Raw genomic sequence first — 14,948 nt, forward strand, 5'->3', positions numbered from 1 at the left:
GGCTCGGCGATACTGTCCACCGGACACTATCGTGCTTTTCGTATACACGAACACGGAAGTTAAGAATCCACATTGCAGGAGTATGCGTCACGAGTCTCAATGTGGCGAAAGGCTCGTCCGCCTTTCGTTCCAGGGCCGATGATACTTGGGGCATAGCCCCTGGGAAAGTAGGATCCACACTGCAGGAGTTTGCGTCACGGGACGCAGTGTGGCGAAAGGCTCATCCGCCTTTCGTATCGCCAGGTAACACACAAAGAAAGACCATCTCTGAATGAGGTGGTCTTTTTTTATGTGTCATCCTTCCACCTCATCTGGGGTGTCTTAAATTCGCCCACGTGGGCGAATTTGGGGAGTCGGGGTTCCACCCCTTCGGGAACACACTGCAGGAGTATGCGTCCCGTGACGCAATGTAGCGAAAGGCCCCCCTTCGTGACGAAGTGATTCTTTGTGGTTCTCCTATACAGTCGCATTCGTGATGATGGTGACCGCAATGGCCATCACCAATAGAGCAAAGCAGAGGGAGGATAAGAGAGTGAGCCTTTTATAGGACAAAATAGTTTCAATTCGCACCTTTGTTTTTGCTCCCCCAAATGCCGACGCGAAGAAAGCTTTGCCAGAGGCACAGGTAAGAATGATGAGAGCATACTCCTTTGTCTGAGTTTCATTCAGGCTTTTTAATACCTTTGCATCACACGCCAGCTCCATATCAACAAAAAAATACTTTAGAAAGATCCAGGATAGTGGATTGAACCAATGAACGCAGGCGGTTATCACGGCTATCACCCGAAACAGATTGTCTCTGCGTTCAATATGCACCTGTTCGTGCAGGATGATATAATCTATATCCCCATCAGCTATCTCAGTAGGAATAATAATTTTCGGATGAATAACACCATATACAGCCGGAGCAGCAATTTTATCTGATTCATAGATATTGTCTCTAATAAGCTTCATTGTCTTAAACTCAGATTTTGTAAAGAAGTATAACAACACCGAAGTCAGAATGGCAGCACAGCAAACTGTAACCCAAACCACCGATGCGACTTTGAACACATTTGCAAGCAGGTCGGTTTTATATTCAATAGGAAAATAGCCTTTTGCCCCCATTATACTGTTGGTGGTTGTGATCTGGGGAAGTTCTTTCCAGACGACCACTGTTTTGGTGGTGAATTTTGAAATTAGGCTTAGCAGGCTGTATTCATTAGCAATTCCAAAAGGAAGCCAGAACCTGATTAACGGAAGAAGCCATAAGACATATATCGCAAAACGTGGCAGAGCTTTGAGCTTACGCAGAGACAAAACGACCAATCCGGTAATACTGCCGATAATACTCATATTAAGTACCCAGTAGAATAGTTCAGATAGCATAGACTACCTCTTTTGCAGGAGCTTTTTTAATGCCTCAAGTTCCTCTTCGGAAATATCGTTTTCAATAAATGAAGCGAAAAAGGCCTTTTTAGAGCCATTATACAACTTGTCGATCAGGCTTTGAGTTTCAGCCTTCTGTACAGCTTCTTTTTTTACTAGGGAAGTGCAGATAAAGTTCGGTTCAGTCCGTTCAAGGGCTTTTTTCTCAATAAGTTTTTTGATAATCGTATAGGATGTGTTCTTATTCCAGCCGATGGTTTCGGCGGCGATAAGGGTGATTTCCTTTGCCGATACAGGCTCCTTATCCCATACAATGTCCATAATTTTTAGTTCACTATCAAATAATTTTACTGTTTCCAAAGTTAAACCTCCAGATTATCTAAGTAGTATGCCTTTATACTACTCGAATAGTCTGATAATGTAAAGACTATTTAATAGTCTGAAATTGTTTAGAAACTTCCCTCTTATTCTCCTTGCTATGATTGACTAGCCACTATACAATAAACTATACGGCCTTATTACATGGAATTCTTGATACTAGGAATTCGATTTTGAGGCAGCAATCAAGTCAAAATAGTAGGACAGGTGTTAGAAATACATAGTGGGAGATTTACGGTGATAAGCGAAAAGGATTTCTTTGAAGAAATCAAGGCCAAAGGTTTTGATTTAACAGAACAGCAAAAACGGGCTGTGGTTCATAACCAGGGCCCTCTTTTACTTTTAGCGGTTCCCGGTGCCGGGAAGACGACAGTTCTCACTGTTCGTTTAGCCTATTTGATTCTTGTGAAAAACATAGATCCTCGAAGGATTCTTTGTCTAACCTTTGGACGAGCTGCAGCCAAGGAAATGCGAGAACGGTTTGTTGAGAATTTTGGGGCAATAGTAAGGGGTCAAACTGAAGGCTGTGGAGAGATTCAATTTTCTACCATTCACAGCTTCGCTTATGAGGTGGTTCGAACCGCTTTTCGACAAAGAGGTACCAGATTTGAAATTATTGAGGAACAAACCGGGGCTGAAAGCAAGACGGGAGTTCTGCGTAGAATCTACGAAAAGCATAATGCTTCCTCAATTACCGATGAGCAGCTGGAAGGGTTGCAGAATTCCATTTGTTATGTAAAAAATACGTTAAGCAAACCCGAAGAACTTGAAAATTGTGACATTAAAAATTTCTCTCTAATATATAAGGATTATGAGAACTATAAACAAAGCAGCCGCCCACGTCTCATTGATTATGACGATATGCTTTCCCTTGCCTTTCAAGAGTTAGATGAAAACCCGGCCTGCTTAGAGTATTATCGAAAACGCTTTGACTATATTCTTACGGATGAGAGCCAAGATACATCCCTTCTTCAGCACAAAATCATCGAAAGAGTAGCTAAGCCCCAGAACAATATTTTTGTCGTGGGGGATGATGATCAATCAATTTTCGGCTTTCGCGCTGCGGAGCCAAAGTACCTATTAGAGTTTGAACAGACGTACCCCGGAGTAAAGATTCTGCGCATGGAGCAGAACTTTCGCTCGACTCCCCAGATTGTTGCCGTAGCCCGCGGTTTTATTCGTTCCAATAAGCTGCGGTTTGATAAAACCATGTTTACTAAGAATCCAAAAGGGGGCGTCCTTCAGAGCCAACAATTTGAAGGTGTTGGAGAGCAATATCAATTTATTATCCGGAAACTCCAGAGTCAAAAGGATTTAGCCCAGGTAGGGATTTTGTATCGAAATAATTTATCCGCCATTTCTTTGGCCGATGAGCTGGATCGTGCAAATATTCCCTTTTATATGCGTGAGTCGGGCAAACAGAGGTTTTTCTCCCACTGGGCCATTAACGATATGTTAAATTTCCTTCGCTTCTCATTTAACGATAAAAGCTTGCCCGTCTTGGAGCGAATTTGGTCAAAGTTAAGTTGTCCAATCCGCAAGCAACATCTTGATTTACTAAGGCAAATGCCAATCGATCATTCAATCTTTGAAATTTTGGCTGAACAACCGGGAGTGACCACTAAGGGAAAAACAGAGTATTTAGACCTCAAAAAGTGGTTTAAGGAGCTTAATACTCTTTCACCCGCGAAGGCCATCCCCTATATCCGAAAGCAACTTGATTATGATAAAGCGATGAGGCGGATGTGTGAGTCCCTAGGCTTTTCTGAAGACTATGTGGTAAGCCTCTTGGATGTTCTGAGTTCAATTGCTCAGAAGGAACCCACGATTGTGGAGTTTGCCAATCGATTAACCCATCTTGACAAGCAAATGGTGACTTCCTATAAAAATAAGCACAAAAATGTTGTTACCCTTTCAACCATCCATTCAGCCAAGGGCTTAGAATGGGATCAGGTCTACCTAATTGATCTTGTCGAAGGGATCATTCCTGAATGGGAGACAATCAAGGATGATCAAGATGGGAAGAAGGAATTGTTAGAGGAGGAAAGACGACTTTTTTATGTAGGCATGACTAGGGCCAAACGAGAGTTAACCTTATGTTCTCTGAATTACTATTATCAGAAACGGGTGAAAGCCTCTCGCTTCCTTGGCGAGGTCAGCCTTGTGCTGCAAGGTAAAAAGCCTCAAGAGGTGATCTCTCAAGTATCAACCCCGCTGAGTGATTTAGTCCCCGGGCTGGTTGTACAGCATAAATCATTTGGAGAAGGAGTTATTCTTAAGGATGAAGGAGATATGATTGTCGTTCGTTTTAAGGACAGTTCACAGCGTTCCTTCATGAAAGATATCTGTGCCAAGCAGAGGCTGATTTGGGCTGTTTAATTTGGAGCAACTCCAATCATTTTTTAACTTTGATTTCTAAGATTCCATCGATTCAACTACAGGAACATCCTCAGCTCTTGGTATTTTAAGACGGGGGGATAAAATGAAATGAGTAAGAGTTTAAAAGTATTATTGACTATTTGCATTATTAGTCTTATAACAACAGGGTGTTCTAAAACTGAACACACTACAAATGGATTAACTGATGTAGCTCTAAACGCTGATAACTCCCAAGAAAAAGGAATCATCAAAGTCATAGAATTTGATGATTCCCAGAAAAAGATTATCAGTGGAATTGGTGCAAGTCTAAATGATATTTTTTACTTCGAGTACAATGGGATTCCTAAAGAATACAATTGGCTAGAAGTATGGATCGAATACTATGAGAAAGGCCAAAAAACCAGTAAACTTTTAAGTATCAATGAAGGGGCAGCTAAGGACGGGAGTATTTTATGCAGGTTTGAAGATATAGATAACAAGACAAGAATTACAATTAACGGTAGTAGCTTGCTAAAAGAGAAACCTATCATGGAGCAGAGTGTTACTACCAATAAAAAGAATGTCAGTTCAATCCTTTGTGATTCTGACGCTGAATTTTTATTGGCAGTTAGAGTTGTCGATGGTGGTAATAGTTCTGCGCTAATACCTGACGAAATTTTTACTGATCTAACTTTTGATGATCAAGAGTTATACCAAAATGATTACGTATATTTGGTAAAAGGGAGATTTTACTCAAAGTAAAGTCGTTTAAAGGCTTGCAAGTCGAACCCCCATGTCAAAGGCGTTTTGACAATCGATGGGGAACTGCTCAGCTTTGATCTGGGACTTGTGTTTTAGGTCGAACATGGATGCTTCATACTTGGAGTAATCTTCAAACTGATAGGTATCCGCGGAAATCATAAATTCAGAGGTTCCATTAAGTAGTTGCAGCACAGTTTTGTTTTGTTGAAATAAAGCTTCGTAGTTAACTTGTTGAATATACTCCTTGGGAACATTCATGGTATAAATGAAACCAGAGGATAATTTCCCAGGGAAAACAGAACGATGACCTTCATTATAGGAAAGGTTGGAGAATAACAAACGTTCTAAAAAAGAACGCATTAAACCGGTTACATTGCCAAAATAGATAGGTGACCCTAACAAGAGAACATCAGATTGCTCAACTTTTTCTAGAACCGCAGTCAGGTCATCTTTCATTGCACAGTGTCCGACGAACTTCGAGTTCTTCCTTTTACAGGCAAAGCAGCTGGTACAACCTTTAAAATTCAAGTCATATAAATGAAGGGCTTCTGTTTGCGCTCCCACAGATTTAGCCCCTTCAAGGGCTTTTTGCAACAACGTATCGGTATTCCAATTCTTTCGCGGACTGCCATTAACAGAAAGTACTTTTATCATTAAAAATCGTCTCCTATCTCCTATAACTTACTTATTTTTGATTTGTTCAATGACATATTCATTATAATGTTCAGGAAGAATTAAACAAGTACGCACATTTTTGTGCCTATGTATTAATTTAGTTAACACATTAGCTAAGTGCAGAGAAAAAAGACCTATCCTAACTATTGCTTTCCAAAGCCAGATTCTCCTCCGGTTATGGAACTTGGGGGCCATCTTTAAGAATTGGCACAAGACCTGAAATCGTTGAAGTTAGGCTTATGTTTAAAAAATAAGGCACCTTACCATAGTTATCTCAGAATAGGCGAAAGCGCCAGACTATGTATATCGACTACGTGAAAATAGTCAATTTCTCTGAAGTAACATTTCAAAAAAGTTCACTCAAAAGCTTCTATTAAATAGTATAAACGACTTATATAAAGCGATAAGCACGTTGATAGCCTAACAACAATTCAACGTGCTTATCGCTTTATATAGGTATCAGGCAGTTCCAGTGAAAAAACACCCTTGGCAAGTTATAGAATACTAAGGGTATTAAAGTATCGGCTTTAAGGATAGGATCTCTAGCGATGAGAATGTCTTGGTGCTACAGTATGATCAACATGTGGAGAGGATTAAAAAAGGTATTGACACACGAGTAGTTAATAGAGATAATTAAGCAAATACACAATGTGTAATTTTACAACTAGTGTAATAGTGACGGATCTTCCCATAATTCTTGGACTGTAAAAGAACAACACATAGGAGGCGTAATAATGGAACCAAGGGATGTGCTGGTGGAAGGCAGGATAGAGCGCAAGAAAAAGGAAACACGGCAGAAAATTATTAGAGCAGCCATGGATTTGATTCAGCGCCAGGGGTTTGACAATACTACCATGGAACAAATAGCGGAAGAAGCTGACGTTGCTAGAAAAACACTATATAATCACTTTCCCGTCAAAGAGGCTATTGTTGACGAATATGTCAGAAGCCTTTCCTGGGAGTTTACACAAGAAACCTTTAATAAATTGCAGGACCTGCCTGATACAAGGTCACGTTTACTGGAGACACTCGACAAAGTATATGAACAGGTGGAAATTAACCCGGAAATCATCGGGATTGCAATGGGCTATCGATTAAAAAATATGTTTCAAGGTGAAGGGTATAGCGGTGGAGGTACTCAAAGCCTTATTGCTGAGATTATTAGGCTGGGCCAGCAGGCGGGTGAAATCCGGCAGGATATTCAAGCGAAACTCCTAGTCAAACAATTAAATATGCTTCGGGGAGCCGTGGTCATGGATTGGTTAAATGATCCGGCTAGGTTAGAACTTCGCAAAGAAATGTCTTTGATGGTTGACCTATTTCTGAATGGAGCCATTGGGAAAGGTGCTAAAAAATAGAAATCGGCGTGAGGAGTATTTAGCAAGGGGTGTTTTATGTGACAGTATGTACAGCAAAGTACTTTTTAACCTGGGATGAAGCTGTTCAATCCGGAGTACAAGTGGCTGGGGGCAAGGGCTGGAATTTGGGGAGATTAGCTCAGTATGGTTTTAAAATTCCCAGCGGAGGGGTTCTTTCTACCTGCGCCTACCAGGAGTTTATCAAGTACAACTGCTTACAGGATATGGTTAATAACATTACCCAGACAGTTACCGGGGAAAATCTTGATGAAACTAATCATCAAGATAGTTTGAATCAATTAAGGTCTAAAATCAAAGCTGGAACTATTCCCCCTCTAATCGTGGAAGAATTAAAAGCTAAGCTTGATGCTCTAGGTATACTGGAAAGATCAGTGGCTGTCAGATCATCGGCTTCAGCGGAAGATTCGGCAAAGGCTTCCTTTGCGGGTATCCACGAATCCTTTCTCAATGTCCGGGGGTTAGATATATTTAAGTCGGTGAAAGAGTGTTATGCCTCCCTCTGGTCTAACCGAGCTATTGCCTACCGCCGGAAATTACGTATCAGGGATGACGAGGTAATCACTGGTGTAGTAGTGATGGAGATGGTGGAAGCTCAAGCTGCAGGGGTAGGTTTTACCTGCGATCCCCAGACCGGTCGCCAAAACATTGTAGTTATTAACGCAAACTTTGGCCTGGGCGAAACGATTGTCACAGGCAGTGTAGAGCCAGACACCTATTATCTGGATGCCAGTCCATGGAACTCAGTACCTCATCTAATTGAGCGCAAAACCGGGAGAAAGGAGGGATTAACCTGTCTCAATCAGGATGGGGGAACTCAGTTTGTCAGGACCCCTGAGTTATCTGACAAGCAGGTGTTGTCAGAAGAGAACATTGAAAAGCTGGGCTTACTTCTTTTAAGGGTTTTCGAAGCGCTGGGAGATTGTGACCAGCACCAGGATGTGGAATGGGTTTTTGACGGTCGAGATTTTATTCTCGTCCAGTCCAGACCGGTAACTGCCTTACCCAGGAGAACCTTTGCTGCCTTAAAGAACCAACCTGATATTTGGTCCAACGGAAACTACAGGGATGCAGTTCCAATGGTTCTGTCACCACTCATCCGACGTTTAACGATTACTACCATCGATAAAATTCTTAAATCAAATTACATTGAAATTGGTTACAGCCTGCCGGATGGTTTACAGTTCTCCAGGTTTTTCAATGGCCGGCTGTATTGTAATCTATCAGCTCTGCAATGGGCTATGTATGATGCGATGGGTGCATTGCCCCGGGAATTTAATATTGGTTGGGGTGGCCATCAGCCCGAAATTGAGTTAAAGGATCCTAAACCCTATAAAGGGCTAAGCGGTATAAAACGGTTATGGCGCGGAATAAGAAGTGTCATTTTGATTAACCGAGCGGCAAAAAAAGCCCCGGAAACTCATGCCCGGTTCTTGCACTCTTTTGAGAATTTAACTCAAAAAGGGTTTAGCCATTTACAAGATAAGGATTTAATTCAACGGTATAACGAACTTAATAAGATTTCCATAGAATTCACAGGGCAATTCTCGTTTTTAAGTGGAGCAGCTTCTATACCCATTGGGGGATTAATGAAAATTCTAACCAAATATTTCGGCGAAAGGGCCCCAATGGTTTTAAATGCTTTAATGGTCGGGGGAGCGGCGGGGATAACCAGTGCTGATCACGGTTACAGACTTGTGGAGCTGGCCGAAATTGCCAGTCGAGACAATGACGCGGTTAAATATTTCGATGGCTCAGCCTTTGACTCCCTTGATTGGGAAGGATTACCTGAAGGATCGACCTTTAAACAAGCTTTCCGTGAATTTATCAAAGAATACGGGCATCGGGGAGTTTACGAGCTGGATATCATTAACCCCAGATGGAATGAAGACCCTTCCTATTTGCTAAACATCATACGCAGCACTATCCATACTGCTGATCTTAGGCAATTGAAGGTAAAGCAAAAAGAAAAATTTGATCAAGCTTGGCAGGAAATACAGACCATAGTGCCATCCAACAAGCATTCCTCAATTAAAAAACTGATCAGTAAGGCCCAGGAAGGGGCTGCCGTGCGGGAAAAGACTAAATCGGTACTGGCAGTGATGATGGAGGTATACCGGAAAATAGCCCAAGAATTAGGTTTCCGTTTTTGTCAAAGGGCTGTCATCGAAGAAGAGGCCGATATTTACTTCTGTACCTGGCCTGAACTGGTTTCTATATTGAACGGTCAATGGAATGGTGTCGGGCTCAAGGCATTAATTACTAAAAGAAAAGTCTTTATGAAAGAAATGGAGTCTATTGCACCACCGGACATTATTATGGGGGATACTCCTAAGTATACTGAACCCTCTCCTCGGTCTGCCGGTAATTTCCTGACAGGTGTGCCTGTTGCCGCTGGAAAAGCCTCGGGTAAAGCTCGAGTGATCAGCCATCCGGCTGAAGGAAACAGGCTGCTGCCGGGAGATGTTATGGTAGCACCATCCACCGATCCCGGTTGGACGCCGTTGTTTTTAAAAGCTAGTGCTGTAATTATGGAAACCGGAGGTTTCCTGTCCCACGGTGCCATCGTGGCCAGAGAATATGGGATTCCCGCTGTGGTGAATATACCCGGTGTCATGCGAGTCATTCAAGAGGGCTGGAAAGTTGATGTCGATGGGGATGAAGGGAAAGTATTCCTAAAAGGTTAGAAGGAAGAGATCTGAATAGTTCTTTATTACTAGCTTAAGCACGTAATCTACATCCTGGTTGAATTTAGAAAATATTACCATAAGCCTTCTTCCGACTCATTTAGCGTGATATAATGGGACAAGGGAGGGTCGCCTATGCGAAAGATACCCATGACAGAGTTGAAATCCTGGCAAGAATTTCTCCAGGATCGAAATGAAATAGCAGCCATTTATCTATTTGGATCATATGGGACAGAATTTGAACATCCACAAAGCGATATTGATTTAGGAGTCGTTTTTAATCGATCAGTTACACTTTCAGAAGAATTGGAGCTTGATTACGCATTAAGTCTCCATATTGGTCATGATCAAATAGATTTGGTAAATCTGAATCGTGCTCCCATCGCTTTACAATTCCGCGCTCTTCATGAAGGTGTGCTTTTGTACGAAGGGGATTATCTAAACCATAGCAATTTTATTGAACAAGTCATAAAGGCTTATCCAGACTATGCTGTAAAGTATGCTATATTCTCTCGTGATTACGAGCAAGCTCTTAAGGAGGAATATAGCCGTGGTCGATAAGGATATATTACAGCGAAAACTCTCTTTTATAGATCTAAAGCTGCATAATTTAGAGACATTGAAACATCTGGAAAGACATGATTTTCTAGCAAGCTTTCAATCAGTTGATTCAGCAAAGTACAACCTCCAAGTTTGTATTGAGGCTCTAATCGATATTTCTAATCATGTTATAGCCAGAGAACGCTGGGGAATCCCCGGCACATCAGCTGAGGCGGTCAAACTCTTAATAAAGCATGGGGTCTTGGATAAGGATAAAGAACTCTCGATTGTGCAAATGGTCAAGTTTCGTAATCGAATTGTGCATTTATACCAAGAAGTTGATGACTCTGAGATTTATCGGATTCTACAGGAAAATCTTGATGATATAAAAGATTTTATTCAAGCTGTAATGAGCAAATTTTTTTAATTGAGCTTTTAGGGGGTACAAGACAGCTAACTTTTTGGAGTGAACGTCTTGCCTTTACTTATTTTCCCGATCCGCTTTTTAGTAAAGCTTCACTTAATTCTCCCACAGTCTTTGATTGCAAAAAAAAACTAGCCTTACCTTTAGGATAGGGCTAGTTTTTTTACAATCAAAGGTTTATTTAAGTTCCTTCAACCTTACTGTTTCACCAAGATTCTCAAGGGACTATAGTTTCTCTTTATATATCGTTATGACAGTATTTGTTAATCTAAATATACTCCTCCAAAGCATAGTATAACAATGTCATTTAGCTTGAGGGGAGGAGCTCAATTGGGACTGTAAAAGGAAGAACCCTTTGTGGCCTAGTGCTGTTAATGCTGACAATCCTGGTGCTTGTCGACGTCAGCAGGGCAGATGGTGATTCAAAACTGAGAATTACTCAAGTAGAGTCGAACTTACCGAATCTAAAATTATTTGTGGAATTAGAAAACGTTAATCTGGATAACAGCAAACTTAAAAAGAATTTGAACATAAAAATCAATGATACTCCAGTCCAAATAACAGACATTCAGTCTGTTAAGAACGGAAACAAAGTTGCTGAAAATACGGCCTACCTAGTTCTAGTCGATACATCGGCATCAATGCAAAACTCTATAAGTGAAGTTCAGAGTATATTGGAAGAATTATATGGCTTTGTCAGCTCAGAGGACAAAATGGCTGTTTTTAGTGTGAGCAACAAATTGCAACAGGGCAAGGATTTTATGAGCAATGATTCTTCAGATCAGGTAAGTAGAAACCTTCAAAATGCTTTATCTTTGGATGCCACTGCAGGAACCTATTTATATTCGGGGATTCGAGAAGCTTATGACCGAGGGAGGGCAGCCCCAGACATCCCTTCCCGGCGGATTATTATACTGATAACCGACGGCGGGGTTGAAGGAGACTGTCTCAGTTGTGATGACTTGAAAAGCTACCTGGATGTCGACAGATTGCCTGTTTATTCCTTAATTCTAAGCCAGCAAGCCACTGTAGATGAGGATTTTAAGAACGCAGCTGATCAAATCGGTGAGAGGACGGGTGGACAATCCTTTGTTAGCATGAGTGGAAATAAGCTCTTCGCTCAGTTCAAAGCTTCCCAGGAGAAGAGCAGTATCCTTATGCTGCGCTGTGATAATTTTAAACCCCTAAACCTGCAGGCTAACCTTACTGTATCCTTGCCAGGGAGTCAGGGGGAAATCGAGCAAACGGTTAAATTCACTGCCACTCCAGCTGCGGAAAATACAACGGAGCTTAATAACCAGCAAAATTTACGAACGAGCTATTATGGAGTTATGGTGATCCTGATTCCCATGATCCTTAGTTTGTTCATTATCCTGGCTATAGGATGGGTGTTAATGACTAAGGATGAGCAACCCCTTTAGGAGGCGTTCGGGGCAGAGTGCGGTTAGCTAAACATTTTATACAGCCCATGCTGCCCCAAAATCGGAAACGTTTCCATTTTGGAGCAGTCCGTTCAATCACTACGCATTCTGCTCAAGGCCGCAAATATCACATAAGTCCGCTAAACTTGTGATCGTATAGGTACTATGAATTTCCGCAGAGGATTTTTGCGATTTGCTATTGATCCAACAGGTATCTATTCCTGACTGAAGGCCACCTTTAATATCAGTATTTAAGGAATCCCCGATAATAAGCGCTTCCCTGATTTCAAAATCCTTTATATGACCAATTACATAATCAAAGAATTCTTTTGACGGCTTTTGGAATCCAATGCTTTGAGAATCAAAGATGTCTTCAAAAAACCTATCTAGTCCCGCATGCTTCAAACGCTTTATCTGAGTTTTTGTTATTCCATTTGTAATGACAAACAGTCTATGGGACACAGATAAACTCTGACACAATTCTAAAGCTCCGTCCATCAGTTGATGCCCATTGCCTAAAAGTTCTCGATATTGATTTTCCCATTCTATACCATCCACAGTTTTGCCCAATTTCAACATGGTTTCTGAAAACCTTGAATTTAATACTTCATCTAAGGCAATAGTTCCATTTTCATAATCAGTCCACAGTTGTTTGTTGACGGAATTGTATACTCCAAACAGCTCATCCGAAAAAGTATATCCATGTTGATGAAACAATTTGTTTAACGAATCAATTTCGTTAGCAGTGAAATCTAGCAATGTATCATCTAAATCAAATAGCAATATTTTATAACCCATTTTTTCACTCCCCATAATATAAATTATCTGAAACTCTATGTATACTAGATGTAGAGAGAAGCTCATTGGCATTGTGCAGCCAATATCGGCTAAATAGAAAGGTGATATCATATGACTCTTGAGAAAATTAGTATTAATGAAATCATGGACGAGGCTAGTTTGGTATGTAGCCTAAATGTTATCAAGGATTCATTCACTACAGTTGCGAGAGAGTTTAAGCTAACTGAAGAAAATTGTCCTTCAAATCCTGCATTCATAAACTTAGAAAACCTTATGACGATGAAAAATAAGGGGATCGCTATGTTTGGTTTGTTTGAAAAAAACAATCAAATCGGATTCGTTGCCGTTGAAAAGGCTGATGATAGTTGCTACTTAGAAAGATTAGCTGTGTTGCCGGATTATAGGCATAAAGGGTATGGTAAACTTTTAATGGATTTTGTCTTTAATTATGCAAAAGCTCAAGGGGCAAAAAAAGTATCTATAGGTATTATAGATGAGAATTCAGTTCTGAAAGATTGGTATGAAATATATGGTTTCAGAGAGACTGGGTTGAAGAAATATGAGCATTTACCCTTTACAGTATGTTTCATGGAAAAGGCAGTTGAGAGTAAATGACCTCATAGGACCTTTCTTCAAGATTTTGAAGAATAGGCCGCCAGGATTTGTTGAATAAGCTCTTGCCGGCTTTCAGGCGTCTCGATTTTGAAGTGCTCAAGATAATCAGCTACTTGCTTCGGGGAACCTCTTCGGCCGACAATGGCATAAGCTAAGTAGAATAAAGAGGTACCCCAATTGATCTTCTCCCCTTGTTTGTTTTTGAGTCCATTGCGAGGGAAATTTAAGAGATCATCTCCGATGTCTTGAACGATTTCATCGAGTTCCCCAATGGTTTTTACTCCCAGGTAACTAAAGACCGTTGTCAGATAGCCAAAAAAACGATCCTTTAATTCCAAATCAGCGTTAACGATATGGCTAATCTTCTGGTCGAGTTCACGGATGTGTTGAGATTTAAGAACATAGGTTTTTAGCGATGCCTGATTGATAAGCACCGTGGTGGGGGTCTTCTCAATTTGAGCTTCAACTTCGGCCTCGTAATTAGCGAGGTTGGAACGAATCTTGATAAACTCTTCATCTGCTAACTCCAGCAATCCGGCTAGTCGCGAGAAGCTTCTCCGGATTTCCCGGGGCACGGCGTGTTCATTTTTATACCCTAAGTCATGTTCGATTTCAGCCCAGGTATGTTGAAGAATGGAGCGGACTTGAATTTCCAACTTGCAATCGTTGAAGCGTTGGTACTCAATAAGCTGGAGTCTAAAGGAGGGGAGTTTGACCACATAGTGAAGGGATAGATAGCCAAATTTCTCAGGGTCAATCAATTCCCGCTTGTCCACAGAATTTGAACGATCTACTTCAAATTCCTCCTCCACGAAACTGGCGATAAGATCCACTTGGTCAGCAAAATAGGTGATAATCCGAATCCCGGCTAGATCAGTGATGTCCTCTAGCTTTGTGTATTTATCATCTTCCCGATGGACCTTTCTCTTTAAGCTTTCTCGGCTTTTTACCCGGGAAGTGATGGAGTGAACGTTGATACCTTTAAGCTGAAGTATTCCTTTTAACAAGTTTTCGGTGACATTTGTAAAATCGGAATATACTGGATAAACTTGATCAAATTTTGCAATGATGTCGGCTGAATTTTGATTGGTCATCTTATATTTCCCTTCGGCTGCTTTAGTTTCTTTTAGCTATTATTTAGTTTCTTTGCTATTATGTTATCACATTAACGGATATTTTTGGCCTCGATATAAAAATACACTGAAATGACCTTCTAAAGTCGAATATATATCTTTCGATGATGAAGAAAACCCAATATAACCATATAAAATATCACGTAAGAAAGCGAAAAATATAATGAATCTAACCCATGTGCCCACGGACTTATGAGCCTTTCTGTCAATACGTAAGCTTTTTTGCATATTTTAGCCTCAAGAGTTTTCTTATCATAACCATTGTGCATATTTCCTTTGGCTATTATACTATGGGCTTTGTTTTATTTCCTTTGGTAAAGATCCCGGACAAATTTACCTTTTCAGAGGAAGGTCATTAATGATAAGATTAGATACGGCAGAAATTAATACTGGTTTTTGCCTTCCATGGCTAC

Annotated in this window: 13 protein-coding genes; 8 read left to right on the top strand and 5 right to left on the bottom strand. The window is 40.9% G+C overall.

Translation table 11 applies throughout. The annotated features are described in order from the left end of the window. Nucleotides 1-456: 456 nt before the first annotated feature. Together BLS16_RS12695 and BLS16_RS12700 are read right to left on the bottom strand one after the other, a co-directional pair. Nucleotides 457-1,368: a M56 family metallopeptidase gene (locus BLS16_RS12695; RefSeq protein ID WP_092333783.1), complete on the bottom strand. Its 912-nt coding sequence runs from the start codon at nt 1,366-1,368 to the stop codon at nt 457-459. Nucleotides 1,369-1,371: 3 nt separating this feature from the next. Then, on the bottom strand, nt 1,372-1,728 hold the full coding sequence (locus tag BLS16_RS12700) for a BlaI/MecI/CopY family transcriptional regulator (RefSeq protein WP_092333785.1): 357 nt from the start codon (nt 1,726-1,728) through the stop codon (nt 1,372-1,374). Nucleotides 1,729-1,983: 255 nt separating this feature from the next. On the opposite strand from BLS16_RS12700, the gene BLS16_RS12705 reads away from it, so the two are divergent. After that, complete coding sequence (locus BLS16_RS12705; protein WP_092333787.1) at nt 1,984-4,125, top strand: ATP-dependent helicase; 2,142 nt, start codon at nt 1,984-1,986, stop codon at nt 4,123-4,125. A gap of 108 nt (nt 4,126-4,233) precedes the next feature. Continuing rightward, a complete protein-coding gene (locus BLS16_RS12710; protein WP_092333789.1) occupies nt 4,234-4,866 on the top strand; it encodes a hypothetical protein in 633 nt (210 codons plus the stop codon). A 6-nt stretch (nt 4,867-4,872) separates the two neighbouring features. On the opposite strand, the gene BLS16_RS12715 is transcribed toward BLS16_RS12710, so the two are convergent. After that, entirely contained in the window at nt 4,873-5,517 is a 645-nt protein-coding gene (locus BLS16_RS12715; RefSeq protein ID WP_092333973.1) for a flavodoxin family protein, read from the bottom strand. A gap of 758 nt (nt 5,518-6,275) precedes the next feature. Here BLS16_RS12715 and BLS16_RS12720 point away from each other — a divergent pair. The 5 genes from BLS16_RS12720 (at nt 6,276) to BLS16_RS12740 (ending at nt 11,989) form a co-directional block, all read left to right on the top strand. After that, nucleotides 6,276-6,899, top strand: a complete 624-nt coding sequence (locus BLS16_RS12720; RefSeq protein WP_092333791.1) for a TetR/AcrR family transcriptional regulator — start codon at nt 6,276-6,278, stop codon at nt 6,897-6,899. 38 nt (nt 6,900-6,937) lie between these two features. Beyond that, nucleotides 6,938-9,604 carry a PEP/pyruvate-binding domain-containing protein gene (locus BLS16_RS12725; protein ID WP_092333793.1) on the top strand — a complete coding sequence of 889 codons (2,667 nt, stop codon included), beginning with the start codon at nt 6,938-6,940 and terminating at the stop codon, nt 9,602-9,604. A 135-nt stretch (nt 9,605-9,739) separates the two neighbouring features. Beyond that, nucleotides 9,740-10,165, top strand: coding sequence for a type VII toxin-antitoxin system MntA family adenylyltransferase antitoxin (mntA, locus tag BLS16_RS12730; protein ID WP_092333795.1), 426 nt, complete (start codon nt 9,740-9,742; stop codon nt 10,163-10,165). Continuing rightward, nucleotides 10,155-10,571 carry a type VII toxin-antitoxin system HepT family RNase toxin gene (gene hepT / locus BLS16_RS12735; protein ID WP_176786162.1) on the top strand — a complete coding sequence of 139 codons (417 nt, stop codon included), beginning with the start codon at nt 10,155-10,157 and terminating at the stop codon, nt 10,569-10,571. The genes mntA and hepT overlap by 11 nt, the downstream gene beginning before the upstream one ends. A gap of 371 nt (nt 10,572-10,942) precedes the next feature. Then, complete coding sequence (locus BLS16_RS12740) at nt 10,943-11,989, top strand: vWA domain-containing protein (protein ID WP_092333799.1); 1,047 nt, start codon at nt 10,943-10,945, stop codon at nt 11,987-11,989. Between the two features lie 99 nt (nt 11,990-12,088). On the opposite strand, the gene BLS16_RS12745 is transcribed toward BLS16_RS12740, so the two are convergent. Further along, entirely contained in the window at nt 12,089-12,802 is a 714-nt protein-coding gene (locus BLS16_RS12745; protein ID WP_242876278.1) for a YjjG family noncanonical pyrimidine nucleotidase, read from the bottom strand. Nucleotides 12,803-12,898: 96 nt separating this feature from the next. On the opposite strand from BLS16_RS12745, the gene BLS16_RS12750 reads away from it, so the two are divergent. Further along, nucleotides 12,899-13,402: a GNAT family N-acetyltransferase gene (locus BLS16_RS12750; RefSeq protein WP_092333803.1), complete on the top strand. Its 504-nt coding sequence runs from the start codon at nt 12,899-12,901 to the stop codon at nt 13,400-13,402. Between the two features lie 17 nt (nt 13,403-13,419). On the opposite strand, the gene BLS16_RS12755 is transcribed toward BLS16_RS12750, so the two are convergent. Continuing rightward, nucleotides 13,420-14,496, bottom strand: a complete 1,077-nt coding sequence (locus BLS16_RS12755) for a GTP pyrophosphokinase (RefSeq protein ID WP_092333805.1) — start codon at nt 14,494-14,496, stop codon at nt 13,420-13,422. Nucleotides 14,497-14,948 lie beyond the last annotated feature (452 nt).

This window comes from Desulfosporosinus hippei DSM 8344, assembly GCF_900100785.1.
Classification (GTDB): Bacteria; Bacillota; Desulfitobacteriia; order Desulfitobacteriales; family Desulfitobacteriaceae; genus Desulfosporosinus; species Desulfosporosinus hippei.